Below are 25868 nucleotides of genomic sequence, written 5' to 3' on the forward strand. Positions count from 1 at the left end.
CCGGAGGTGAGGGTCACCGCGGAGTGGGCCCTGTGGGGGAAGCCCCCGGACGCGCGGGACGACTACGAGGTTCTGGAGTGCAGCCGGGGAAACCTCGGCCGCGACGAGTTCAGCGAGATCATGACCCGGTACGCTCCGGGCACCCCCACGGAGCTGCCCCAGGTGACGATCAGCTGGTTCGGCGGCGGCGACAGCGCTCACCTGGGCCTGGCCATACAGAAATGGTCCGGTCAGCAGGACGGCCTGGGCAGGGACATCGCGATCACTCGATACTTCTGCGTGCCCTACCGTCAGGCCGCCGACGGGCCGGTGTCCTACGAGGCGCTCTACGACGCGTTCGACGGCCGCGAGCTGTGGGCGGGCGCCCCGCTCACCGTGGACGTCCCGGTACTCGACCTCCAGGCGATCGCGGAGAGGGTCGACAAGGCGGCGAAGAGCGCGGCGGCGCTGCTGCTGACCGGGGAGCCGGTCTGCGTGGTGCGGGGCGAGTCGTTGTCGATGCGCGACCGGCTGCGGTTCCTGGACGTGGTGGCCGCGCTGCTCCCGTACGGCCTGCGGGCCAGGCTGACGGCCTCGACCTGGACCGACAGCTCGGCCAGGCATCGGATCAAGCTCTCGTTCGCCAAGCGCGCCAGGGACGGTGCGCACTCCGTCACCTGGGATGCCGACGACGTCGTCTCCTCCCGGCACGACGTCACGAGTCGCTATGTGAACCTGCTCGACAGATACCCCTGCGACGAACTCGTCAGCAGGCTCGCGGAGAAGACGGCGCCGCTGTCGTTCAAGGACGCCGGGCCGGTTCTGGCTCTGCTCGACGGCTCCTCCAACTCCGCGCCGCCGGTACCGGCCGGCTGGGGCGCTCTCGCGAGATCCGAGGTCGGCGACATCCTGAACGCCTGCGCCGACCGGCTTGAGCACGGGGAGCACGGAGAACTCGAAAAGTTCCTGCTGAGGCTTGGCCGCCTTCCCATCCCCTGGCCCTCCACCGATGACGAGCAGAACCACCGCCGGGAGATCATCAAAAGAGGGGGGTTGCTCTCGGAGCAGCCGGCCCTGTCATGGGATCTGAAGGAACTCCTCTACGACGTGATCCTGACCGTCGGCTACGGTCCGACGCTCACGCTTGAGGGTGTCAATCGCACCCTTGACGACGCGGGCACGCCAACCAGGACGCTGGTGGAGGCCATGCTGCGCATGAAGTGCGCGCCCGGCGTCGCCTTGAAACTGGTGTTCCGGCTCGACGGTGAGTCGAGGGTCCGCGCGCTCAGGTCGCTGCGGACCGGGGATCTGGTCAGGGCGGCCGTCCGGGAGCCGTTCGACCCGTCGACCCTGTCGACCGTCTGCCAGGAACTCGTCACCCGGGGCAGCGGTGCCGAGGACCCCGAGATCGCCCCGGCGCTGCGCGAGCACGGCTATCTCGCGGCCGCCGTCGAGCAGGCCTTTCCGCACGGGGACGCCCGGCTCAGTTGTCTCCGTAAGCTGCTGATCGCGGCCTACGGGCCGACGCTGGAGCGCGGCTCGTTCGATGAGGTGGTCGGCTCCCCCCTCACGCCGTGTTCGGCGACGCTGATCATCGCCGCGGTGAGCCTGTATGGGCCGGACGCGCCGAATGCCCTTGTCTCCGGGCTCCTGGACCACGCTCGGCTCACCGCCGAAAGCCGGGCCAACGTGCTGAACCTGCTGGCCCCGCGGCCCGACGATCCCCCGGCCCCGAGGCGCTGGTTCCCCGGCCGCGTCCCCCTGTGGACGCACGGGCACGAGCCTGAGGCCGCGCGGCCGGAGCAGCCTCGACCGGCCCGTCCCGGCCATCGGCAGGACGAGCCGCTGTGGCCCATCTGGGCCAAGGTGGGCCTGGGCGCCACCTTCCTCGTCGTGGTAGTTGTCTCCGTCGTCATCCGGTTCTGGTGAGGATCTCTTGACCGTACGACTCACCGCCGAATGGGCGCTGTGGGGCAAGCAGCCGGGCACCCGGGACGGGGACGAGATCCTGGCCTGCAGTGACGGGAGGCTCGGCCGTGACGAGTTCAGCGAGATCATAACCCGGTACGCGCCGGGCACCCCCACGGAGCTGCCCCAGGTGACGATCAGCTGGTTCGGCGGCGGCGACAGCGCTCACCTGGGCCTGGCCATACAGGAGTGGTCCGATGAGCGGGACGGGCTGGGCAGGGACATCGCGATCACTCGATACTTCTGCGTGCCCTACGCGGAGGCCGCCAAAGGGCCGGTCTCCTGTGACGCGCTCTATCACGCGTTCGCCGGCCGCGCGCTTCCGGTGGACGGCCCCCTCCTCGTCGACGTGCCGGTGCTGGATCCGGAGTCGACCGCCGGAGCCGTCGACCAGACCGTTATGGGCGCGGCGGCACTGCTGCTCACCGGGCAGCCGGTCTGCGTGGTGAACGGGGAGGGGGTGCCGATGATCGACCGGCTGGTGTTCTTCGAGGCGGTGGCCGCGCTGCTCCCGTACGGCTTCAGGTCCAGGATGACCGCCTCGACCTGGACCAGCAGCGCGTCACGGCACCGGATCAGGCTGTCGTTCACCAGGCACGCCCCGGCCGGGGCACACTCGATCTCCTGGGGGCGCGGAGCGGAGATCCCCGACGGTCAGGAGGTCGCGCGTGACTACCACGACACGCTCGTCAACTGTGACCGGCTCGGCGAGCTGATCGCGCGGTTCGCCCAGGAGACCCGGCCGAGGTCCATGAACGCGGACGGCCTCGCCGGGATACTCCCGCTGCTCGGCGGGTTCGGCGTGGCACCGGCGCCCCGGCCGCCCGGCCGGGGCGGACCGGGGACGGCGGCCGACGATCCGCCGGCCGTCCGTGCCGACGGCCCCGAGCGCGCCGACCACGACCGGATCCCACACCACGTGGCCCAGCTCAAGCTCGCGACGGCGCGGGCGCGCGAGAGCGGCGAGCGGGTCTTCTCGGTCTTCGCGTCGATGCGGACCGAGGACCTGGTGGACGCCGCGGCGTGGGAACCCGCCGATCCGCTGACCGTGCGGACCGTATGCGACGAGCTGGTGAGGCGGGGCGGGGACCTGGCCGGGCGCTCGGTCGTCGCCGCGGCGCTGCGGCGGTGTGGATACCTGGTGGCCGCGATCCAGCAGCTTCACCCCGGCGATCCGGAGAGCCAGGTCCAGCGGCATCGTGCCCTGTTGACCGCCGCCTACGGCCCGGTGCTCGATCGCCGCGCGCTGCGGAGGGTCCTGTCTCCACGCCCCCGGCCCTCGTCGCCGCCACTGCTCGCGGCGCTGACCCTCGTATGCGCGCCGGATGCCCGTCAGCTCCTCATGGAGGAGGTGTTCTTCACGGTTCTCGACCAGGGCGGGATCACCCCCGCGATCCTCGACCGGATCCGGGAGGGACACGGTGAGCCGGTGCCGGGCACATTCGACGCCGGTGGCATCGGCGGTGGCCGGCGTGAACGGTGACCGCTCCCGGCGGGACGGGGCTCAGGGCTTGCGGGCCACGCCGCAGAATTCCGACACCTCCGGCGGAATCCCGAAGGAGGTGAATTCGGGGCGCCACCGCGAGCACGAGACCACCCCGGGCTCAAGCAGCTCCAGACCGTCGAAGAAACGCTCCAGCTGACCACGGGAGCGAGCCGTGATCGGTGTACCGCCCCGCTGCATGAACTGCCGCATGGACTCGTGCATCGCCTCGCCGTGCACCTCGGCCGTCGGGTGGCCGATCGCCAGGTGGCTGCCGGAGGGCAGGGCGTCCAGCAACCGGTTCACGATCGCCTGTGCCGCGTCGTCGTCCAGGACATGGTTCAGGATTCCCAGCAGCATGAGCGCGACCGGCTGGGAGAAGTCCAGGGTCTCCCTGGCGGCCTCCAGGATGTGGTCGGGGTTGCGCACGTCGGCGTCGACGTAGTGGCAGGCCCCTTCCGGGCTGCTGGTCAGCAGCGCGCGGGCGTGCACCAGCACCAGGGGGTCGTTGTCGACGTAGACGATCCGGCACTCGGGGGCGATCTGCTGGGCGACCTCGTGGGTGTTGTCGACGGTGGGCAGCCCGGTCCCGATGTCGAGGAACTGCCGGATTCCGGCCTCGGCCACCAGGTACCGTACGGCACGGCTGAGGAACGCGCGGTTGGCGCGGGCGGCGTCGACGATGCCGGGAACCATCTGCTCGACCATGTCCCCCGCGGAGCGGTCGGCCGGGTAGTTGTCCTTGCCTTTCAGCCAGTAATTCCAGATGCGCGCTGAATGGGGCCTGTCGATCTGGAGGTCGACCGGTCGCCGGCCGCCGGAGGAGGTGTCGTTCATCGCGGATCCCTTGGCGTCCAGTGAAGTATGAGGGTCCCTTATCTTTCCTGCTCCGCGCCCGCCGTGGGCGACATCGGCCGGTGACAAGATGAGTGTGCGCGCCTGAGAACGCCACTGGTCTCAGAATGCCGCTTCCCGGTCACAAGTCAACGGATCCGTCCGACCTCGGCCGGATGATGCCACCCGGTCGCCCCGCGTGGACCGCCCCGGCCTGTGAGCCCGCGTTCCGTCACCGGAGGGCCCGGCACCCACGCTGCCATCCCACCCCGGGCGGGTTCGAGGTCCGCCGGGTACGGCCGGGCCTCTCGGACAGGCCGTATCCGGCGGCCCGCGGGCCCTCGACGCGGGGTCTGCTCCCGGGGTTACGGTCGAGATCGGAAGTTTTCTGGGGATTGATACCGGCTATCGGGATAACCGCCGCACGCGCGATGCCGGGCCACTCAGGGAGAGGCGGAAAGCGCCGGGCGCCGGCGCCGCGACCGGCACCGCCCCGATGTTCGAGAAGAGCATCAGATGCGATATGAAAAAGCTCAACCTCTCCCGGGTAAACGGTAACGTCTCCACAACGGTGTATTTCAACAATCGCTGTACACAAGAAGAGGAACATTCAGATCCGGAAGCAGGGAGGGGCCGCTCGGTCCGCCCGGCACACGGTTCACGCCGCGCCGGCCACCGGAGGACGACGTGGCCGGCTACGTCTCACGGGCCGTCTCCACCGCGCCGTACCGCTACCGGGCACGGATCCTGATGCGCGCGCCCGTCCACGAGGTCGCGCGCAAGTCCTTCCCGGCGGCCGGCAGGCTGGAGGCGATCGACGACCACACGTGCGTGCTGCGCACCGGGCCGGGATCGCTCCTGGACCTCGCCGTCCACGTGGTCGTCAAGGGCTTCGACTTCCAAGTCCTCGACCCTCCCGAGCTCAACGAGGTCCTTCGCGAACTGTCCGACCGGCTACGCCGGGCCGCGGGCGACCAAGTCTCCACGGGCGCCCCCGACGCCTAGCGCGACGACCACATGCCTTCACCGGGCCGGGCGGTCTCCGTTCCCCCGTACGGGTGAGCGCCGCACACTACGACCTCCGCAGGTCCGGCATGGCCTCGGTGCAGATCCGCTCGAACATGGCGGGATCGACGCCTCCGGGCCCCGGGTACAGGAAGACGAACTCGGTGACGCCGATCTCGCGGTACCGTCCGACGAAGTCGTGGAACGCCTCGACCGAGGCGAGCGGCCGGTCGGCGGTGAACCCGGCGAGGAACGAGCGCCGGATGGTCGACGGGTCGCGGCCCTCCTCGGCCGCGTACTCGTCCAGCAGCGCGGCCCGCCGGGCGGTGGTCCGCACCCCCTCCTGCTCGGACAGCGTGACACCGCGGCGCATCTGGGAGAAGAGGGTTCCGTACGAACTCCAGGTGTCGGCGTGGCGGGCCGCGACACGGAGCGTTCCAGGAACGTGCGCGGCGATCGTCAGGGGCGGTGCCGACTGGATCGGAGCGGGCGCCCGGACCGTGCCGCTGACCCGGTAGTGCGTGCCCGAGTACTCGAACGCGTCGGTGCTCAGCATGCCCCGCACGATCTCCACGTACTCGTCGAACCTCGCGATCCGTTCCTCCGGATCCCAGAGCGGCACCCCGCACGCCGCGTGGTCGGCCGGGTTGCCGCCGGCCCCCAGGCCCAGCACCAGGCGGCCGGCGGACATGTGGTCCAGGGTCACCGCCTGCTTCGCCACCATCGCCGGACTGCGGAAGGGCATGCTGCTGACAAGGGGCCCCAGGGTGGGCCGGGTGGTGGCCGCGGCCATGCCGGCCAGCAGCAGCCAGGCGTCGAATCGCGGCCGGACCGGACGGCCGTCGACGATGGAGCTCCAGACGTGGTCGCCGGCCCACAGGCTGTCGAGCCCCAGCTGCTCGAACCACGCCCATCGGGCGGTCAGCTCCGACCAGGGTTCCGCCTCGTAGGTCATCACACCGAAGGTCGGCGGGTGCTCGGTCACATTTCCTCCACGTGGAACACACCGGACTTGGCCACGCCGCGTATCGCGTCCGGCCGGGCCGGCAGCGTGATGTCCGCCAGCGGGTCGCCGGCCACGATCAGCAGGTCCGCGCGCTTCCCAACGGTGAGGGTGCCGGTCTGCCCGGCGACGCCGGTCAGCTCGGCCGCCGTCTTGGTGGCCGACACCAGCGCGGCCATCGGCGTCATTCCGTACCGCACCATCAGCTCCAGTTCCTCGGCCCCGGAACCGTGGGGCACCACACCGGTGTCGGTGCCGAAGGCGATCCGGACCCCGGCCTGGACCGCCCGCCGGAAGCTGTCGGTATGGGCCTCGACGACCGTCTCGACCTTGGCCAGCATGTGTGACGGCACCGACCCGGGCTGCCGTTCCGCGCGCCGGCGGATCCACACCGGCGCCAGCAGGGTCGGCACCAGGTAGGTTCCCCGGCGGACCATCTCCGCGATGGTGTCGTCATCGAGGAACATGCCGTGCTCGATCGAGTCCACCCCGGCCTCGACCGCGAGCCGGATGCCGCCGGCGGAGATGGCGTGCGCCGCCACGGGCTTGCCCGCGGTGTGCGCCACCTGGACGGCCGCGGCCACCTCCTCGGGGGAGAAGCCCACCGTTCCCGGGCCGCCGTGGTCGCTCATGACCCCGCCCGACGTGTAGATCTTGATCTGGTCGGCGCCGGCCCGCAGCAGCTCCCGGGCCGCTCTCCGGACCTGGTCGGCGCCGTCGACGACGGTGCGGGGATGCTCGGGGTCCGGCACCTGGGTGCAGACGCCGGACAGGGTGGTCTGGTCGCCGTGGCCGGCGGTCTGGGAGAGCGCCGCGACGGCGATTTTGAGATGCGGGCCGGGGAAGAGCCCGCGGTCCAGCGCCATCTTGCCGCCCAGCGGCATCCCGGACAGGTCCCTTACCGTGGTGAACCCGGCACGCAGCATCTTCCCGGCGTTGAGGTACCCCTCGGCCACCCCGAGGCTGTACGGCGTGGCGAGCCGCTCGGCGAGCGTACGCCCGGCGAGCGTCACCAGGTGGACGTGGCAGTCGATGAGCCCGGGCAGCACGGTGTACCCGCTCGCGTCGGTCACGGTCGCGCCCGCCGGCGGCGAGACGTTCCGCCCGACCTCGACGATGATCCCGTCATCGTCGACGACGATGGTCATGTCGTCCACCGGGTCGGCCCCGGTACCGTCGATCAGTCGGCCACAGCGGATCACTCTGGTCATCGGTCGGTCTCCGGTTCGCCGGTACGGACGGTGAGTTGGATCGGGTTTCGGACCAGGTACGCGATCGGGCAGCGCTGCTCGCCCTCGGCGATGAAGTCGGCGATCTCGGCCTGGCTCAGCTCGGCGGCGTCGATCCGCACGTAGGCGGTCAGTTCGTGCGGATGGATCGGGCGGTCGCCGGCCACCTCGAAGAACCCGGCGTCGTTGTTGCGGGCGACCACCCGCACGGTGACCTGGTCGAGCGGCAGGCCGCGCATGGCGGCCAGGCACAGGTAGGTGTGCGTCAGACAGGTGCTGATCACGCCGCAGAGCAGTTCGGGTGAGCTGGGGCCGAGGTTCCAGCCGCCGATGTCGGCGCCGCCGTCACCGATGTACCGCCAGTCGCGGATGCGCAGCTTCCGGACCCCGGTGAGGTCGTCCGCGGTGCACTCCGCGCTGATGGTCTCGTCCCAGTCCTCGGAGGTCGGGCGGCGGCGCGCGGCGTCCCGCATCGCGGCACCCTTGTGACGCAGATGAGTGGAGAGCTGGGCTGACAGTTGGGCTGACACGGTCATGGGGATGTCCCTTCTGGTTTCCCTGAGACGTGGATCGGTCGGATGACGCCGCTCAGCGGTCGGCGTCCGTGTCGCGGGGGGTGTCGGCGCCTGCGGTCGCCGGTGCGGCCGGCCGCGACCCGGTGCCGGTGCCGGTGGATCGTGTGAGCTGCGCCGCCGCCGCGGTCGCCACGTCGGCCTCGGTCACCACGGTGGCCTTGACGTCGGCGCCGCCTCCCGCGACGGTCGTGGTGTCGGCGCCGGTAACCGCGACGGTGTCGGTATCGGTGTTGGTCGTCGTCGTGGTCGCGGCGTCCGCGCCGGTCACCGGGGCGTGGCGGGAGGCGGCGTCGGCCGCCGCGGCGATGGCCCGATACACCCGGCCGCGGTTCGGTGCCCGCACCGGGGCGACGGCCTCGACGAGCCGGTCCTGGACCGGCTGCGGCCAGCGACGCTCGTACTCCAGCCGTGCGGGGCCCAGATCGATGCCGGTCGAGACGGCGCCGCGCCGCCGGGCGGCGGTGGACACCTCGTCCACCACGCCGTTGTGGACCACGACGCCGTAGTCGCGTTCGGCCACCGCCGGCGACAGCAGGCCGGCCACGATGTCGGCCAGCACGTCGGCCGGCGGCCGGGTGTACGGGTTGCCGAGGCCGCCGCCGCCCGCCGTCTCGACGTCGAGGACCTCCCCGGCGTCGAGACGGAGCACGTTGATCCGGCCGAGGTCCTGTTCGGTCGAGGTACCGGGGTTGCGGATCGCGCGGGCCGGCGCACCGGCCCGCCCGCCGTCGAGGCCCCACGGCTGGAACCGCATGCGTTCCATGCCACGGACCGCGAACACGGTGGCGTCGGACAGCGCCCGCAGGGTCAGGCGGATGCCCGCCCCGCCGCGCCATCGGCCGGCGCCGCCGGAGTCCGGGCGGTAGCGGTACTGCTCGACGAGGAGCGGTGCCTCGTGTTCCAGCACCTCGTTCGGGACGTTGCGGAGCCAGCCGCCGGTGTAGCTGGTGCCGTCGATGCCGTCGATGGCGGGCCGGCCGCCGGAGCCGCCGGTCAGCGGCTGGGCCACGGACACCCGGGTCTGGCCGGTGGCCGGATCGGCCGACGACACGAGAACGATCGCCACGGCACCGGAGCTCGCGGCCGGGATCTGGCCGGGCAGCGCCTGGGCGAGGCAGCCCAGCACGCAGTCCATGATCCGGAAGAAGACGGTGGCCCGGACCCCGCACGCCGCGGTGGGGCCGGGGTTGACCACGCTGCCCTCGGGCAGATCCAGCTCGATCGGCCGGACGAGGCCCGAGTTGTACGGTATACCGCGGTCGATCGTGCAGAAATAGTTGACCAGGGCGAGGACGACCATGTAATGCCCCGCCTGCCCCCAGGTGGGCAGGTTGATCGCCTCGTCCGTGCGCGGGCTGGTGCCGGCGAAGTCCAGCGTCACCTGGCGGTCCTGGATGCGCATGGTGCAGCTGATCCGGGTCGGCGGCACGTCGTCGGAGGTGCCCTCGACATAGTCCACGAAGCGGTACTCGCCGTCCGGCAGCCGTTCCACGATGTCCCCGGCCCGCCGCTCCGCCTGGTCGAGCAGGTCCTCGGTCGCCGCGCGGACCGCCGGCAGGCCGTACCGGTCGGCGACCTCGTCGAGCCGGCGCTGCGCCGTGTGAAAAGCGGACAGCAGGGCCTTAAGGTCACCCCAGTTCTGCTCGGGGATGCGGCAGTTGGCCAGGATCGTGTCCAGCAGCGGCTGGTTGAGCACACCCGCGTCGTACAGCTTGGCCGGCGGCACCCGCAGCCCCTCGGCGTAGACGTCGGCGTTGGTCCAGGAGATGCTGCCCGGCACCGAGCCGCCCACGTCGGAGGAGTGCACGAAGCCGAACGCGAAGGCGACCAGTTCGTCGCCGACGTAGAGCGGTCGCCACATCCAGAGGTCGGGCAGGTGGGTCACCAGGCCGCGGGTGCCGTCCGGGTCGTTGCTCAGGCCGACGTCGCCCGGCCGGTACGGCCCGAGCGCGGCGATCGCGGGCCCCGCCGGAATCCCGATCATGAGGTTGCCGGAGATCTCGGTCGGCGCGGCGAACACCTCCCCCTCGGGCGTCACCAGGCAGGTGCCGAAGTCGGCCGTCTGCTTGACGAAGACGCTGAAGCTGGTGCGGGTGATGTTCTCCGCCATCTCCTCGACGACCGCCTGGAAGCGGTTGCGCAGGATCTCAAGGGTCACCGGGTCGCTGCGCAGCGTCTTACCGGACATCGATACCTCCGACGGTCGCGATGATGCTGTGGGTGGGATCGACCACGGCCGTGACCCCGGCCGGCAGATAGATCGTGGTGTCCGGGGCCTCGACGATCGCCGGCCCGGCGAGCCGGTCGCCGGGGCGCAGGCTGTCACGCTGGTACACGTCGGCGGTGGCCGGTTGGCCGCGTTCGATGATCTGGCGCCGGCCGGGTGGCTCCGGGGTTCCCCGGCGGGCACGGGGGACGAACTCGGGCTTCGGGATCTGCCCGACGATGGAGAGCCGGAGGTTGCGGATCTCGACGGGGGTCTCGTCGTCCCGGATCCCGTAGGCGTCGGCGTACGCGGTGACGAACCGTTCCCGCAGCGCGGCCACGGTCGGCGGGGTGTCCGGGGCCAGCGGTACGGCGATGGTGAAGGACTGCCCCACGAACTGCACGTCCGCGCTCGGTTCCAGGACGGTGGCGTCGAGTTGCTCGCCCTGCTCGGCCAGCCAGGCGGTCGCCTGGGCGGCCATCGCGTCGTACAGCTTGGCCAGCTCGTCGTCGCTGATCGCGTCCTGGGCGACGCCCAGGGTGCGGACGAAGTCCTGGCGCAGGTTGGTGATGAGCGAACCGAGGCCGCACAGGGTACCCGGCGACCACGGGATCATCACCCGGCCGATGCCGGTCTCCTGGGCCAGCAGCGCCGCGTGGGTGGGCCCGGCACCGCCGTACGCGACGATCGCGAAGTCGGTCGGGTCGGCGCCTCGCCGGGCCAGCAGGGGCATGAGCTGCGCGTACATCTTGACCGTGGTCACGTCGATGATCGCGCCGGCCACGCGGAGGGCGTCCAGTCCGAGTGAGGCGCCGAGCCGGGTGAGCGCGGCCAGTGCGGCCTCCCGGTCCAGGTGTAGCCCACCCCCGGCGAAGCTGTCCGCGTCCAGCAGGCCGACCGCCAGGTAGGCGTCGGTGACCGTGGGTTCGGTGCCGCCCCGCCCGTAGCACGCCGGTCCCGGGTCGGAGCCGGCGCTGCGCGGCCCGATCTTCAGCACGCCGGAGGGGTCGATCCAGGCCACCGATCCGCCGCCGGCGCCGATCGAGGAGATCTCCACCGACGGGATGATGACGGGGAACTCCTCCAGCCGGCTGTCGGAGGAGTACGGCACCGCGCCGTCGACGATCGCCACATCGACGCTGGTGCCGCCCATGTCGAGGGTGATGAACCGTTCGACCCCCGACTGGCGGGCGGCGGCGACGGCGCCGGTGACCCCGGAGGCCGGGCCCGACAGCAGGGTCTCGACCGGGGCGCCGGACGCCGAGGCCGCCGTCATGATGCCGCCGTTGGACTTGGTGATCCGCAGTGTCGCCGGGATGCCGACGGCTGCGGTCTTCGCGCTGAGCCGCTCGAAGTAGCCGGCCATCCGCGCGCCCACATACGAGTTGAGGACCGTGACCGTGGCCCGCTCGTACTCCCGCTGCTCGGGCCAGACCTCGTGGGACGCCGACACGTACAGGTCGGGAAACCGGCTGCGGATCCAGTGGACGGCGGCCTGCTCGTGTCCCGGGTGGGCGTACGAGTGCAGGAAGCAGATCGCGAGGGCCTGGACGCCGCCGGCCACCAGGTCCGCCACCGCCGAGGTCACCTCGTCGAGGTCCAGCGGGCGCACGATCACTCCGTCCGCGCGCACCCGCTCCCCGATCTCGCGGACGTCGGCGGGCGCCACGAGGCTGTCCGGCCGGACGGCGCAGAAGTCGATGGGGTCGGCCAGCCGCAGCCGCCCGATCGCCAGCAGATCGCGGAACCCGCCGGTGACCAGCAGCCCGGTACGGGCGCCGCCGCGCTGCAGGACCGTGTTCAGCGCGAAGGTCTGGCCGTGCGCGAAGTACGTGATGTGCCGCGGGTCCACGCCGTGACGCGTCACGAGGGTACGGATGCCGGCCATGATGCCCTCGGCGGGATCCGCCGGGATCGACGGGGTCTTCAGAGCGGTGAGTTCACCGGTGGCCTCGTCCATCAGCACCAGGTCGGTGAAGGTTCCGCCGATGTCGATGCCCAGTCGATGTCCGGTCATGCCGATACCTCGCGGTGCATGGTGAGTCCTTTCAACGTCGGGTGCCGGTACCGAGCGCACGCAGCAGGCCGCCGAAGCCGGCGACCGCGACCAGTAGCGCGACCGCGACCACGGAGAATCCGATGAGGATCGCCGACAGCGCGGCCAGGGTCGGGTCCTGCGACTGCTCCAGGTACAGGAACATTTCGATGGGTAGGGTGGATTGTCCGGGGCGGATCAGGAAGATCGAGGTGTCGACCTCGTCGAACGAGGTGACGAAGGCGAACACACCGGCCGTGGTGAGCCCGATGCGCAACTGCGGCAGGGTCACCCTGCGGAAGGTCGCCAGCGGGCCGAACCCGAGGTCCCGGCCCGCCTCCTCCAGGGCGGGGTCGAGGCCGGAGAGCGCCGCGCCGACGATGGAGACCACGAACGGCAGCAGGATGAGCCCGTGGGCGAGCGCCACACCGGCGATGGATCCGTAGAACCGCGGGGTGAGCGTCACGATGAGCACGAACAGCGCGAAGCCGATGACGATCCGGGGCACCGACAGCGGGGCGATGAACAGGGCACGGAGCGCGGTACGCCCCGGGAACCGGTACCGGTCGATGGCGTACGCGGCGGCGGTGCCGACGGACAGCGCGAGTGCCGTCGCCACCCCGGCGACGAGCAGGGAGTTGACCAGGCCGGTACGGAACGGCTCATGCCGGAAGACCTCGCCGTACCATCGGAGGGTCAGGCCGTCGGGCGGGAAGATCCGGCCACCGGCGGTGCTGAACGAGCCGACGAGCACGACCACAAGAGGTGCCAGCACGAACCCGAGCACCGCGGTCAACCACGCCCCGGCCAGCCACCGCCCCGCTCTCACCGTGTTCCTCCCCGGTCTCATCGCGTCCTTTCCCAATGTCATCGTGTCCCCTCCCGCCGGCCGGCCTCGACCCGCCGGTTGAGGACGTTGAAGGTGGCCAGCACGGTCAGCGAGACGGCCAGCAGCACCAGGGCCTGAACGGCCGCGAGCGGCCAGTTGAGCTCGGCGATGTTGGCGTAGATGAGTTCGGAGAGCACCTGCACCCGGCCACCGCCGAGCAGGGCGGGGGTCGCGAAGGCGCTGATGGAGAGCGCGAACACGATCTGCGCGGCGGCCACCACACCGGGCAGGGTCAGCGGCAGCACGACGCGCAGGAAGCGTCGGACGGGGCCGGCGCCCAGGTCGGCGGCGGCCTCAAGGACGCGGTTGGGCAGGCCGGCCATGACCGTCATGAGCGGGAACACCGCGAACGGCAGCTCGACGTGGACGAGCGCGATGACCACGCCCGCCTCGTGGTAGAGCAGGTCCACCGGCGACACCGCGGCGATCGGCCCATTGTCGGCCAGCAGCAGGATCCATCCGTAGGAGCGCACGACCACGGAGACGAGCACCGGCGAGAACAGCACCAGCACCGCCGCCGCGAACCGCACCCCGCGCCGCATGCGCGACAGCAGCCACGCGGTGGGGTACGCGACGAGCAGGGTGAGGACGACGACTTCCAGCGCGATGCGCAGGGTGGTGCCCAGAACCCCCCAGTAGTAGCCGTCCGTCAGGTATCCGGCCCAGGTCGACATGTCCACCGGGGCCACCAGTGCCGCCGTGGACTCGTGCCGCAGGCTGTAGGACACCACGAGCAGCATCGCCGTGACGAACACCAGCAGCAGATACGCCACGGCGGGTGTGATCAGGGCGTACGGCGTCCCGATCCGGCCCCGCCGGGCACGCCGCCCGGGCGCGGTGGCCCGGGGCGGGGTGGCCCCGGGCGCGTCGAGGTCAGTGGCCATCGGAGGACTCCTGCTCGGTGGGGAGCAGCACCGCGGCGTCCGCCGACCAGCTCGCGGTCACCGGGGTACCGGCCTGGATCGGGTGGAGCGTCGGGCGGGTGTCCACGGTCACGCCGACCCCGCCGGCCAGCTCGACCAGATACCGCGTGGTGTTGCCGAGGTAGAGCAGGTCGGTGACGGTGCCGAGGGCCTGGTTCGGCGCCGCCGGTCCCGCCGGCTCGCCGGTGTGGAGCTCGATGGACTCCGGCCGCACCATGACCGCCGCCTGGTCGCCGGGCCCGACCGGGACGTCGCCCCGGCCGGTCTCGACCGTGAAGCCCCCGGCGTCGAGGACCACCTGGTCGCCGGTGCCCGGCCGGACCCGCCCGTCGATGAAGTTCGCCTCACCGATGAACGAGGCGACGAACCTGGTGGCCGGTCGCAGGTATATCTCCGGGCCGGTCCCGACCTGTTCGATGCGGCCGCCGTTCATGACCGCGAGGCGGTCGGACATCTCCAGGGCCTCGGTCTGGTTGTGCGTCACGCACACGAAGGTGGTGCCCAGCTCGCGCTGCAGGTTCTTCAACTCCCGTCGCATGTGCACCTGCAGCTTGAGGTCCAGCGCGGAGAGCGGCTCGTCGAGCAGCAGCACCGGAGGGCGTTTCACCAGGGCGCGGGCGATCGCGATCCGCTGTGCCTGGCCGCCCGACAGCTGGGCGGGGCGGCGGTCTCGCAGGTGCGCGAGACCGACCAGGTCGAGCATCGCGTTCGCCCGCTTCCTGGTCTCCGCCTGGCTCAGCCGTTCGGCGCGCAGCCCGAACTCGACGTTCTCCGCGACCGTCAGGTGCGGGAACAGCGCACCCTGCTGGAAGACCAGGTTGGTGGCCCTCCGGTGCGCCGGCACGTGGGTGATGTCCTGGCCCCCCAGCCGGATGGTGCCGGAGCTGGGTTGCTCCAGCCCGGCGAGCATCCGCAGCGTGGTGGTCTTCCCGCAGCCGCTCGGGCCCAGCAGCGAGAAGAACTCTCCACTGCGGATGTCGAGGTCGACGTGGTCGACGACGATGACGTCGGCGAACCGCTTGCACAGTCGCTGGCACGAGACGGTCGGTCGTTCCTCGACGGTCACGTTCAGCCGTTCCTCGACGGTCATGGATTCTCTCTCCGGTCCGCTGATGCCTTACAGGTGGGCCTTGACCTCGCGGTTCCAGGCATCGGTGTATGTGGCGGTGGCGTTGGCCAGGGTGCCCCAGTCGAGCTGGATCGCCGACTCGACGGTCGACAGCTGATACGTCGGGATCGATTCGTACTTCGGGTCCAGGGTGGCCCCCTGGACGAGCGGGATCGTGCCGGTCCCGGCGGCGTATCGGGTCACCGCGGAGGGGTCGAACATCGCGTTCATCGCCGCGCGGGCCGCGGTCAGCTGCGCCGGGCTGCTGCCCTTGACGATCTGGAAGCCTTCGGGGAAGGCCAGGACGCCCTCCTTGGGGGCGGCGAAGCCGATCGGGTCACCGGCGTCGATCCACGGCCGCGCCGTACCCTGGAAGCCGAGGGTCAGCACGATGTCGCCGGAGGCGAGCATCTTGCGCTGCTCGTCCAGGGACTTGTACAGCGCGCGGAAGTGCTTCTTCCGCGCGGCCTCCGCGAACAGCCGCAGCCCCGGCCCCATGTCGGCCTCGGACCCGCCGGACAGCTTCGCCAGCAGCGCCAGGCCGTTGAGCGCGAACGACGGCGCGTCCCAGACGGCGACCTTGCCCCGGTATCTCGGGTCGAGCAGGTCGTGCCAGGACGTGGGCGGCTCGGGCAGCGCCTTGGTGTTGTAGAGGATTCCCATCGCGTCCATCACCATGTAGGCGCCCAGCCCGTTCGCGGTCCGGTAGGCCGGGAGCACCTTTCCGACGTTGGGCACCGTGGTCTCGTCGACCCGCTCCCACAGATCGGCCTTGGCGCCCTTCGCGAACGCGTCGGGGTTGAAGAAGCCCAGGTTCAGCAGGGGACGGCTGCGGTCGATCTGCGCGGAGGCGACCAGCTTCGGATAGGTCTCCGCGTTGGTGCCCACGATGAACTCGACCGTCAGGTCCTTGTGGGTCTTCAACAGCTCGGCGATCACGTCCCTGGGCACCCGGTCCTGGCCCGCCGCCCACACGAACATGGTCAGCTTGGTGGCGTCCTTCGATCCCGCCTCGGAACCCGACGCGCCGCAGCCGGTCGTGACCAGGCCGACGGCGCCCGCTCCGACCAGGCCGGCGAGTCGCAGCAGGCCCCTGCGGGACAGATCAGCACTCTGAATGGCGAACTCCGGCACAGTGCCCTCCCTCGTACCTCGCTCTACTCCGAGCTCGGTATGCGAGGTAGCGTACGAGGATACAAGCTGGTATACAAGAGCTGTCGAGAATTTCTCCCACGACGAAGGACGGGCCGTGACCACTACCCCGCCGATGGTTGACCCGCACACCGACGCGCCGGACCCCCGCACCTCACCCTTCAGCGGCACCGCGGCCGAGCTGCTGGTCGAATGCCTGAACCGGGCCGGAGTCGACACGATCTTCGGGGTGCCCGGGGACACGGGGGTCGGCCTGTACGACGCCCTGTACCACCGCACCGGGGCCGTACGCCACGTCCTCGGCCGCGACGAGCGGCACGCCGCCGCGATGGCCGACGCGTATGCGCGGGTGACCAACCGGGTCGGCGTGGTCGAGGTCTCCAGCGGCGGCGGCACCACCTATGTCGTCGGCGGCCTGGGCGAGTCGTTCGCCGCCTCGGTGCCGGTCCTGCTGATCACCTCCGACATCCACGTCTCCAGCCGCGGCACCGGGGCGCTGACCGAGATCGACCAGACCAAGCTGTTCTCCGCGGTCACCAAGTGGTGCCAGACCGTGGAGGACCCGGCCGACATCCCGGGCGCGGTGGCCGAGGCGCTGCGGCAGGCGGTGTCCGGCAGGCCGGCGCCGGTCGCGCTGATCTTCCCTGAGAACGTGCTCGACGAGCCGGTGCGGGTGGCGCCGGAGGCGTTCCCGGCCGAGACCGCCGACGACCTGCCTGCCGACCGGCCGGCGGCCGAGCAGGAGTCGGTGGCGGCCGCGGCGCGGGCGCTGGCGCGGGCCCGCCGACCGGCCGTCCTCGTCGGCTCGGGCGTGCACGTCTCCCAGGCATGGCAGGCGCTGGCCGAGCTGGCCGAGGCCGGCGGCATCCCGGTCGGGACCAGCATCCACGGCAAGGGGGCGCTGTCGGACGCGCACCCCTGGCTGCTCGGCGTCGTCGGCGCCAACGGCGCCCGCGAGTACGCCAACGCGTATCTCCGCGAGGCGGACACGGTCCTGCTGGTGGGCACCCGGGCCAACGCCACCGACACCAACAGCTGGACCGGGCCGGCTCGGACCGGCCCGACGGTCATCGCCATCGACGTCTGCGCCGAGCGCACCGGCCGCAACTTCCCCGACGCCATCCGGCTGACCGGAGACGCGCGCACCGTCCTGGAGCAGCTCACCGCCGCGCTGCCCGAGGTCGACGCCCAAGGCCGCGAGGAGCGACGAGCGTGGGTCGCCGCCGAGCGCGCCGCCTGGCGACCGGCCCCGCCGGACGCGGCCACCCGTGCCCTCAGCGTCCCCCGGCTGTCGCCCCGCCAGGTGGTGCAGGTCGCCAAGGAGGTCATGGGCGACTGCCTGGTCATCGCCGACCCGGGCACCCCCACCCCCAACGTGGCCTCGTACTGGGACGTCGACGGGCCCGGCCGGTCGGTGATCGTCCCGCGCGGGCACGGCCCGATGGGGTACGCCATCCCCGCGGCGGTCGGGGCGGCGTTCGCCCGGCCGGGCGAGCCGATCCTGTCCATCACCGCGGACGGAAGCTTCGCGATGTCCTGCGGCGAACTGGAGACCGTCGCCCGGTTCGGCCTGCCGATCATCTTCATTCAGCTCACCAACTACAGCCTCGGCTGGATCAAGATGCTGCAACATCTGTATGAGGGTGAGCGATACTTCGGTGTGGATCCCGGCCCGACCGACGCCGTTCTCGTCGCTCAGGCCAGCGGGCTCCCGGCGGCCCGGGTCACCTCACTCGACGAATTGGCGGACGCTCTGCACCGCGCAAAAACCGACCGGACACCGCTCTACCTGGACGTACCGGTCTCTGACCTGATGACGGAGACACCGCCGGTCGCCCCCTGGCAGGCGGCTCTGGACGGCGATGCGCAGCGGCCGGTGTACTGACGCGATAATCTCATCTGCCCACATCGCGGGCAGGCGACGAACGATGGAGATGGTCCGGGTGAGTTCGGACACGGGGAGACCAGGCATTCTTACGCGCACCTCCGACGAGGTCTACACCCGGCTTCGGGAGGAAATCCTGTACGGCCGCCTGCGGCCGAACGAATCGCTCGTCGAGACAGAGCTGGCCGAGTGGCTGGACGTCAGCCGTACCCCCGTCCGCGAGTCGCTGCTGCGACTCGCGGCGGACGGGCTGATCGTGTCGCGCCGCCGCCGGTGGGTGGTCTACGAGCACACCGTCGACGAGGTGCGCGAGATATACGAGGTGCGGGCGGCGCAGGAGGGCTACGCCGCCCGCCTCGCCTGCCAGCGCGCCACCGAGGCCGAGCTCACCGAGATCGCCGACATCCACCGGCACGCGCCCTTGATCGCGACCCACTCCGCGGAGGAGCGGGTGAGATACAACTCGACCTTTCACGGCCGGATCGTCGAGGCGGCCGGCAATTCCCGCCTCACCGACCTGATCGAACGCAACAGGCTCTTCTACTTCAACAACCGGGTGGCGGCCCTCTACGACGCCGCCGATCTGGCGACGTCCGACCAGCAGCACGCGGAACTCGTCACCGCGTTGCGGGAGCGCGACGAGCTCCGGGCGCAGGAGATCACCATCACCCACGTCCAGCACGCCTTCCACATGATCCTGTCCAAGCTCTACTAACCCCGTTTTCCGCGCGTGCGGCACCGTCGCGGGTCGGACGCCATGCAAGGTCCAGCACTGCGGGCGGTCGTCCGAGGTCGATCGGGGTCACGCGCGGAATGCGGGACCGGCGCTCCATGGCTCCCGGCGTCCCGGCCCCCTGGGCTTGGTGTCTCGGGGCCCGGCACCGTGGGCCCGGCACCCTGAGCACGGCACCGTGGGCCCGGCGTCCCGGCGGTCGTCAGGCGGGTGGGTCGCCCCGGCCGACGCGGCGGGCGGCCAGGCGGTCGGGGGCCGGCCAGTGCACGCCGTACGCCCAGTGTGCCCGCTCGAACCAGCGGATCAGCCGGGCGCTCGGGTCGAGCTGGCCTTTGAGCACCCCGTGCCGGGCGCACGTCGGCTCCACGTGGTGCCAGTTGTGCCAGCCCTCGCCGAGCGTCAGCATCGCCACCCACCGCACGTTCGACGAGCGGTCCCTGGTCCGGAACGGGCGCTCACCGAAGGTGTGCGCGATGGAGTTCACCGACCACGTGACATGGTGCACCACGGCGTAGCGGACCAGGCCACCCCAGAAGAGGGCGGTCCACGCGCCCGCCCACGACATCGACCACAGCCCGCCCACCGCGGTGGGCAGCGCGAACGACAGCGCCGCGACGGCCGGGTAGGCGGCGTCGAACCGCCGTACGTCCGGATCGGCCAGCAGGTCCGGCACCCAGTGCCGGCGGCTGGAGCGGTGACGCGCGGTGTAGAACCAGCCGATGTGGGCGTGGGCCATGCCGCGCAGCAGCGCCAGGCCGCCGTCGCCGTAACGCCACGGAGAGTGCGGGTCGCCGGCGCGGTCGGCGTACTTGTGGTGGCGGCGGTGCTCGGCCGCCCAGAGCGAGACCGGGCCCTCGACCGCCATGCCGCCGGCCAGCATGAGCGCGATGCGCAGCGGCCTGTGGCACCTGAAGGCCCGGTGGGTGAAGAGCCGGTGGTAGCCGATGGCGATCCCGAAGATGCTGACCAGGTACATCACCACCGCGATGACCACGTCGCGCGGACCGATGCCCCACCCCCAGACGGCGGGCACGGCGAGCGCCGGCAACAGCACCGGGAGCACCACGAGGATGACCAGGTACACGGTGCGGCGGCCGGTGGTGACCGCCACCGTCTCCGCTGTGCCCGAGTCCGGCTGCGGAACGGGTGGCGAGGTCACGCTACCTCCCTGTGATCGGTCGTGTACTCGGCGAAGACGATTCGGCTCCTCATTCAACGGCCGCGTCCCCAGGGCACGGCTATGGCTTCCGAGTGACGGAGTCATCACTTAGAGGAAGTAAAACAATCCATACGGTAGCCATCGAGGGATGACGTATCGCGCACCTAGATTGTGGCTACACAATGTGACGATCTATATTCGTTCCGATTTCAGGTGGAAAGGCCCACGGCATGGGTGCTGTCGATCAGGTGACCACGCGCGGCCATCTGGAGAGGTACGGCGAGGCCCTGGCCCGCGACCCGATGTCCGCGTCGGGTCTCGTCCGCGAGTGGATGCGCACCGACTGGCGTGCCCTGTTCGCCGAACTCCGCGAGCGACAGCCGATCTTCGTCACACCCGCCTTCACGGTCGTGACCCGATTCGCCGACGTCGTCGAGGTGCTCTCCCACGAGGAGGTCTTCACGGTCCGGGCCTTCGGCCCACGCCTGGACGCCGCGCTGGGCGGCCCGTTCATGCTCGCCAGGGACGCCACCCCGATGAACTGGCGGGACAAGGGGCTGATGCAGGTCATGCTCGCCCCCGGCGACGCGGCCGACGTGCGCGAGCTGGCCGGCCGCATCGCCGACGAGGCACTCGACGCCGCCTGGCCGCACGGCCGTGTCGAGGCGGTCCACGGGCTGTTCCGCCATGTCGCCCTGGGCGTGTGCGCGAAATACTTCGGCTTCCCCGGGCCCGACCCGCAGACCCTTTCCCGGTGGACCCGGGCCATGGTCGTCGACGGATTCGCCAACTTCTCGGGTGACCCGGAGATCCAGGCCGCGTCGGTCCGCGCCGGGGCGGAGATGATCGCCCACCTGCGCGACCGGCTCGCCGAACGCAGAGCCGCGCTACGGGCCGGCCAGGACGCGCCCGACGACGTCTTCGCCCGGCTCGTCGGCACCACCCTGCCCGCCGGGATGGCCGTCGACGACGAGCGCATCGTGATCAACATGGCCGGGCTGCCCCTCGGGTTCGTGGAGAGCGGTCCCGGAGCCATGGCCGAGGCGGTCGAGCAGCTCCTGCTCCGCCCGCGGGCGCTGGCACAGGCCGCCCTGGCCGCGGCCGACCCCGATCCCGCGCGCTTCGACCGTCACGTCTGGGAGGCGCTGCGGTTCAACCCGTTCTTCAAGCTGCTTCCCCGGCTCTGTGAGCGCGACCACGTCCTGGCCGCCGGCACCCCGCGCCGCACGGTGATCCCCGCGGGCACGGTCGTGCTCGCCGCGCCGGCCTCGGCCATGTTCGACGCGGACGTGGTGGCGGAGCCGGACGAGTTCCGCCCGGACCGGCCCGGCCACCACCGGCTGTTCTTCGGTCACGGTCACCACGCCTGTCTCGGCGTGCATCCCGCCAGGGTCGTCGTCTGCGAAACCGTACGCCGCCTGCTGCTCCGCCCCGGCGTGCGCCTGCTTCCGCAGCCGGAAGGGGAGCTCGTCCGCTCGAACGGGATCTTCCCCGACCGGTTCGTCCTCGGTCTCGGCACCGAAGAGCGGGAGGCGTGACGACGGTGGGCGGACCGAAGGCGCGGAGCATCGCCACGGACGGGGCCGCCAACCGGCTCAGGTTTCTGGCCCTGACCAGCGGACGGCCGTTCTGGGACCTGGTGCAGGCCATCCAGCCGTTGCAGCGCCGCCTCAACGCCTCGCTGATCGACCAGGCGGTCCGCGAGATGCCCTCACGGCCCGAACCGCTGAGCACCATGGCCGACTACACCTCGTGGGCCTCGCTGACCGACCGCACCTACAGCGGCCGGCATGTGCCGCCGGTCGCCGGGGCCGAGGGCCGGCCCACCCCCGAGCGTGCCGCCGACCTGTTCACCCGCGGCGACACCATGATCCCCTGCCCCCGCTCCACCGTGCTGTTCGCCTACTTCGCCCAGTGGTTCACCGACGGCTTCCTCCGCGGCGACACCAACATCCCGCGTGACCCCCGTAAGAACAGCTCCAACCACCACATCGACCTGAACCAGCTCTACGGCCTCCACCGGGCGGCAACCGCCGCCCTGCGCACGTTCGACGGCGGGCGGCTCAAGAGCCGGCTCATCAACGGCGGAGAGTTCCCGCCCCACCTCTGCGAGAACGGCAAGATCAAACCGGAGTTCGCCCCGCTGAGCGTGATCCGCTTCGCCGAGCTCACCGACGCGCAGCGCGACACCCTGTTCGCGACCGGCAGTGACCGGGGCAACACCCAGATCGGCTTCACCATGCTCACCGTGCTGTTCCTGCGCGAGCACAACAGGGTGGCCCGCCTGCTGGCCGGGCACCATCCACGCTGGGACGACGAGCGCCTGTTCCAGACGGCGCGGAACATCCTCATCGTGCTGCTCATCAAGCTGGTGGTCGAGGAGTACATCAACCACATCACGCCCTATCACTTCCGCTTCACCCTGGACCCGCGACTGTCGGCGATGCTGGCCCGCGCCCCCTGGCACCGCGAGAACTGGGCCTCGGTGGAGTTCAACCTGGTCTACCGCTGGCACAGCCTGATCCCCTCCCACCTGTCGGTGGGCGACCGCGACCTGCCGATGGCGCAGACCCTGATCGGCGGCGCGCTGATCCCCGAGCCCGGCCTCGGCCGGCTCTTCGAGGACGCCTCCCGCCAGCGCGCCGGCCGCATCGGCCTGTTCAACACCGACCCCCTCCTGCGGGAGGTGGACGTGGCCAGCATCACCGACTCGCGCACCCTTGACCTGGCCCCCTACAACAGCTACCGCGAGCACTGCAGTTTCCCCCGGGTGCGCGGCTTCGAGCAGGTCTCCGGCGACGAGAGGGTCAGTGGCGCGCTGCGCGAGCTCTACCGCGGTGTCGACGACCTCGACCTGTACGTCGGCCTGTTCGCCGAGGAGCCGGGAGCCCCCGACGCCATGCTGCCGCCGCTGCTAACGAAGATCATCGCCATCGACGCCTTCTCCCAGGCGCTGACCAACCCGCTGCTGGCCCCGCGGGTGTTCAACGCCGAGACCTTCTCCCCGCACGGGCTGCGGATCATCGCGGCCACCCGGACGCTCTCGGACGTACTGCACCGCAACATCCCGGAGGACCCGCACCCCCGCTTCGTCAGCATGAGCCGGCGGGCGGAGTCGTGAGCGGGGAGACCGACCCCGTCGCCGGGCTGCTACGCGCCGCAGCCCGCGAGCTGGTCGACATCGGGGTCACGATCCATGAGGCGGCCGTCCACACCACGGCCGCACTCACCGACGTCGCCACGCTCGGCGCCCTGCCGCGTGCCCCGGCAGCGGGCTGCCTGGCCCAGCGCGCGCTGTTGCGCGCGGTCACGAACGGTCAGGGGTTCGGATACGCGCTCGCCGGCGGCCGGCTGGGCACCCTGATGGCCAAGCTCGGCACCATGCTGGGCGCGGAGAGCCTGGCCGTGCGGGTCCTGACCACCTCGCTCCGGCTGCGCATCGCCGCCGTCGCCCTCGACCACCCCGAACTGACCGGCGACCCCATGCTGGGCCGGCTCATCGAGGCGACCGCCGCCGACCGCGACCTGGCGGCCATCCGCGCGCTGCGCGCCCTGCTCAAGGACCGCGGTGCGGTGCGCACGCTCAGCGGACTCGCTCCGGTCTTCGGCGAGGTTCTCGCCCTGCGGGCCCTGCTGGACGAGAACCCGCTCAACGACGACGCCGCCTGGTTGATCGCGACCGGAGGAGGTTACGCCACCGCCGACCCGATCACCGGCGTGAGCAACAGGGCCGTCGCGGTCCTCGACACGGGGGAGGGGGCCGCGCGCCGCACCGACCTGACCGCCGCCGAGTCCGCGCGACTGAGCACGGAGGGGTCGCTGCTCGGCTTCCTGCACAACATCAGCGCGGTCGGCACCACGGGGCGGATGATCATCCAGAGCGTCAAGGGCCCCGACGGGGTGGTGCGCCACGTCGTCCAGGTGCCCGGCATGCGGGCGGGGCGGCCCGACAACGACTCACCCCAGGACCTGCTCGGCGCCTTCAGCAGCGCCGTCCTGGACAGCAGCCCCTACAGCCGCGCCCTGGCCAAGGCCGTCGGCGACTATGGCCTGCCCCAGGGGGCGGAACTCGCCCTCATCGGGCACAGCGCAGGCGGCGCCGCCATCATGAACCTGGCGCAGGACGCGGGGTTCTGCGACCGTTACACCGTCACCCACGCCGTCGCCGTCGGTTCGCCCGTCGACTTCAAGAGACCCGCCGACCCGCGCACCTGGGTCGCGGTCATCACCAACCAGCACGACATCATCCCCACCCTCGACGGGCAGGGCGCGGGCGGCTGCTTCGACCTGCATCCCGACTGGTACGTGGTGGACTACTTCGACTCCACCCACCTGTTCCCGCTCTGCCACAGCATCGAGCACTACATCGCCAACATCGCCGACGACCTGCCCGAGGCCCGTGACCAGATCGACGGGCGGCTCGCGCCCTACCGGGGCCCGGTGGTGCGTGCGCAGGCCTACCAGCTGTTCGACCGCGTCCCCTACCCCGAGGGTTTCCCTTTTCTCACCGTGTCCACCTACCCGGTGGACACCCCGCGGGGGACGGTCGAGCTGCCGATCAGGTGCCAGGACGGCAGCGCCCTCACGGCGTACTTCGCCGTGGACCCGGCCGCGACGGACGCCCTGCTCGAAGGGACCGGCCTCGGCCCCGCCGTGCGGGTCGCGGGTCGCGCTCTCGTCGCCGTGCACACCTCCTGGAACCGGCGGACCAGTCTGGGCGACTACCGGGAGTTCCACCTCGGGATCGTCGTGCCCGATCCGTGGCGGCCCGGGTCGCCGCGTGTCTGGCCCGACCTGCTGCGGGGTGCCGAGCGGCGGCGCTCGGGCAGCTTCCTGACCGGCTCCGTGGTCGACACCGACGCCGTCTCCGCCGTGGCGCCGCAGTTGTGGGGCGGAGAGCCGTACCTGGCGCCCCTGGAGTTCGAGCTCACCGCCAAAGCCACGCGCATCGTGGTCGGCGACCTCGACGACCGGCTGCTCACCTTGTGCGGGCCTCTCGGCCCCGGGTTGCCCGCGAGCGACCGCGACCTGGTCGGCTACGCGCGCCACGCGGACAGCACGCTGCGCTCATGCGTGCGGACCCGCGGCCTGGGACGGGTGCATCCGGCGCCACGGGTGCGGTTGACCATCGGGCGGACGGCTCATCCGCTGGCCCGTCAGCTCCGCGAGCTGGGTCTCGACGGCGCCCGCCCGCTGCTCTGCCTGTCGGCCACCGCCCGCCAGACACTCCGGGGCGCATGCGTCCCGGTCCTGACCACGTGACCACCCCTCCGTCCGCCCCCCAACCGCCTACCCGCTCGACTATCCGATCCGCCTGACCGCGACCGTCCGGCTGTCTGATCCGCTGGTCCACCTGACCCACCTGACCCACCTGATCCACCTGACCTGTCTACCTACCTGACCTGCCTGGCCGCCTGGCCCGCTGACCGGAGGACCGGATGCCCGCCGTACCCGAAGGGATCGTCGGCCACGCCGCGGTCCTGCAGTCCGATGCCCGCGCGCTCGTGGAGTGTGCCGAACGTCTGCGTGCGATCGAGGCCGGGCTGGAGGCCGGCGGCGTCGCGCCACCGTGGCTGCGCGAGGCGGTGAACGCCCACCTCGCCGCCTGTGCCGCGGCCGTCGCCGATCTGGCCGAGGCCGCGGCCCGGCTGCGCCGCTACGCCGAGCGGGCGCGCTCCTGACACGCCCGCTCCTGACACGCC

General features: G+C 71.4%; 20 protein-coding genes. 9 read left to right on the top strand and 11 right to left on the bottom strand.

All coding sequences use genetic code 11. The annotated features are described in order from the left end of the window. Positions 1–6 precede the first annotated feature (6 nt). Both ACWEF2_RS13780 and ACWEF2_RS13785 read left to right on the top strand, forming a co-directional pair. Complete coding sequence (locus tag ACWEF2_RS13780) at positions 7–1908, top strand: hypothetical protein (RefSeq protein WP_453815033.1); 1902 nt, start codon at positions 7–9, stop codon at positions 1906–1908. Positions 1909–1915: 7 nt separating this feature from the next. Further along, positions 1916–3430 (top strand): hypothetical protein, encoded by a 1515-nt coding sequence (locus ACWEF2_RS13785; RefSeq protein ID WP_453815035.1) that lies wholly within the window; start codon positions 1916–1918, stop codon positions 3428–3430. A gap of 21 nt (positions 3431–3451) precedes the next feature. On the opposite strand, the gene ACWEF2_RS13790 is transcribed toward ACWEF2_RS13785, so the two are convergent. Next, positions 3452–4267 carry an SAM-dependent methyltransferase gene (locus ACWEF2_RS13790; protein WP_453815037.1) on the bottom strand — a complete coding sequence of 272 codons (816 nt, stop codon included), beginning with the start codon at positions 4265–4267 and terminating at the stop codon, positions 3452–3454. Between the two features lie 684 nt (positions 4268–4951). On the opposite strand from ACWEF2_RS13790, the gene ACWEF2_RS13795 reads away from it, so the two are divergent. Beyond that, positions 4952–5269, top strand: coding sequence for a hypothetical protein (locus ACWEF2_RS13795; protein WP_453815039.1), 318 nt, complete (start codon positions 4952–4954; stop codon positions 5267–5269). A 67-nt stretch (positions 5270–5336) separates the two neighbouring features. Here ACWEF2_RS13795 and ACWEF2_RS13800 read toward each other — a convergent pair whose 3' ends face one another. From ACWEF2_RS13800 to ACWEF2_RS13840, 9 genes are read right to left on the bottom strand one after another with little or no spacing between them, the layout of a single operon-like run. Then, positions 5337–6254 (bottom strand): LLM class flavin-dependent oxidoreductase, encoded by a 918-nt coding sequence (locus tag ACWEF2_RS13800; RefSeq protein ID WP_453815041.1) that lies wholly within the window; start codon positions 6252–6254, stop codon positions 5337–5339. Further along, positions 6251–7483, bottom strand: coding sequence for an amidohydrolase family protein (locus ACWEF2_RS13805; RefSeq protein WP_453815043.1), 1233 nt, complete (start codon positions 7481–7483; stop codon positions 6251–6253). The genes ACWEF2_RS13800 and ACWEF2_RS13805 overlap by 4 nt, the downstream gene beginning before the upstream one ends. After that, positions 7480–8037, bottom strand: coding sequence for an OsmC family protein (locus tag ACWEF2_RS13810; protein ID WP_453815045.1), 558 nt, complete (start codon positions 8035–8037; stop codon positions 7480–7482). The genes ACWEF2_RS13805 and ACWEF2_RS13810 overlap by 4 nt, the downstream gene beginning before the upstream one ends. Before the next feature lie 52 nt (positions 8038–8089). Beyond that, positions 8090–10264, bottom strand: coding sequence for a hydantoinase B/oxoprolinase family protein (locus tag ACWEF2_RS13815; RefSeq protein ID WP_453815047.1), 2175 nt, complete (start codon positions 10262–10264; stop codon positions 8090–8092). After that, positions 10254–12299 (bottom strand): hydantoinase/oxoprolinase family protein, encoded by a 2046-nt coding sequence (locus ACWEF2_RS13820; protein ID WP_453815049.1) that lies wholly within the window; start codon positions 12297–12299, stop codon positions 10254–10256. Before ACWEF2_RS13820 ends, ACWEF2_RS13815 begins: the two co-directional genes overlap by 11 nt. Positions 12300–12330: 31 nt before the next feature. After that, positions 12331–13146, bottom strand: a complete 816-nt coding sequence (locus ACWEF2_RS13825; RefSeq protein ID WP_453815051.1) for an ABC transporter permease — start codon at positions 13144–13146, stop codon at positions 12331–12333. A gap of 38 nt (positions 13147–13184) precedes the next feature. Continuing rightward, positions 13185–14090, bottom strand: a complete 906-nt coding sequence (locus ACWEF2_RS13830) for an ABC transporter permease (protein ID WP_453815054.1) — start codon at positions 14088–14090, stop codon at positions 13185–13187. Then, positions 14080–15219: an ABC transporter ATP-binding protein gene (locus ACWEF2_RS13835; RefSeq protein WP_453815056.1), complete on the bottom strand. Its 1140-nt coding sequence runs from the start codon at positions 15217–15219 to the stop codon at positions 14080–14082. The genes ACWEF2_RS13830 and ACWEF2_RS13835 overlap by 11 nt, the downstream gene beginning before the upstream one ends. 27 nt (positions 15220–15246) lie before the next feature. Continuing rightward, complete coding sequence (locus ACWEF2_RS13840) at positions 15247–16371, bottom strand: ABC transporter substrate-binding protein (RefSeq protein ID WP_453815058.1); 1125 nt, start codon at positions 16369–16371, stop codon at positions 15247–15249. 115 nt (positions 16372–16486) lie between these two features. Here ACWEF2_RS13840 and ACWEF2_RS13845 point away from each other — a divergent pair, with 115 nt between their 5' ends. Further along, positions 16487–18274 (top strand): thiamine pyrophosphate-binding protein, encoded by a 1788-nt coding sequence (locus tag ACWEF2_RS13845; RefSeq protein WP_453815060.1) that lies wholly within the window; start codon positions 16487–16489, stop codon positions 18272–18274. Positions 18275–18332: 58 nt separating this feature from the next. Next, the gene (locus tag ACWEF2_RS13850) at positions 18333–18989 is read left to right on the top strand and encodes a GntR family transcriptional regulator (protein ID WP_453815061.1); all 657 of its coding nucleotides are present in this window, start codon (positions 18333–18335) and stop codon (positions 18987–18989) included. Positions 18990–19209: 220 nt separating this feature from the next. Here the strand turns inward: ACWEF2_RS13850 and ACWEF2_RS13855 are convergent, their stop codons facing one another. After that, positions 19210–20166, bottom strand: coding sequence for an acyl-CoA desaturase (locus ACWEF2_RS13855; RefSeq protein WP_453815063.1), 957 nt, complete (start codon positions 20164–20166; stop codon positions 19210–19212). A gap of 230 nt (positions 20167–20396) precedes the next feature. Between ACWEF2_RS13855 and ACWEF2_RS13860 the strand changes: the two genes are divergently transcribed. From ACWEF2_RS13860 to ACWEF2_RS13875, 4 genes are all read left to right on the top strand, one after another. Beyond that, positions 20397–21704: a cytochrome P450 gene (locus ACWEF2_RS13860; protein WP_453815065.1), complete on the top strand. Its 1308-nt coding sequence runs from the start codon at positions 20397–20399 to the stop codon at positions 21702–21704. Continuing rightward, entirely contained in the window at positions 21701–23287 is a 1587-nt protein-coding gene (locus tag ACWEF2_RS13865; protein ID WP_453815067.1) for a peroxidase family protein, read from the top strand. The genes ACWEF2_RS13860 and ACWEF2_RS13865 overlap by 4 nt, the downstream gene beginning before the upstream one ends. Then, complete coding sequence (locus ACWEF2_RS13870) at positions 23284–25428, top strand: hypothetical protein (RefSeq protein WP_453815069.1); 2145 nt, start codon at positions 23284–23286, stop codon at positions 25426–25428. The genes ACWEF2_RS13865 and ACWEF2_RS13870 overlap by 4 nt, the downstream gene beginning before the upstream one ends. A gap of 176 nt (positions 25429–25604) precedes the next feature. Then, entirely contained in the window at positions 25605–25847 is a 243-nt protein-coding gene (locus ACWEF2_RS13875) for a hypothetical protein (RefSeq protein WP_453815071.1), read from the top strand. Positions 25848–25868: the final 21 nt, after the last annotated feature.

This window comes from Streptosporangium sp. NPDC004631, from assembly GCF_053601935.1.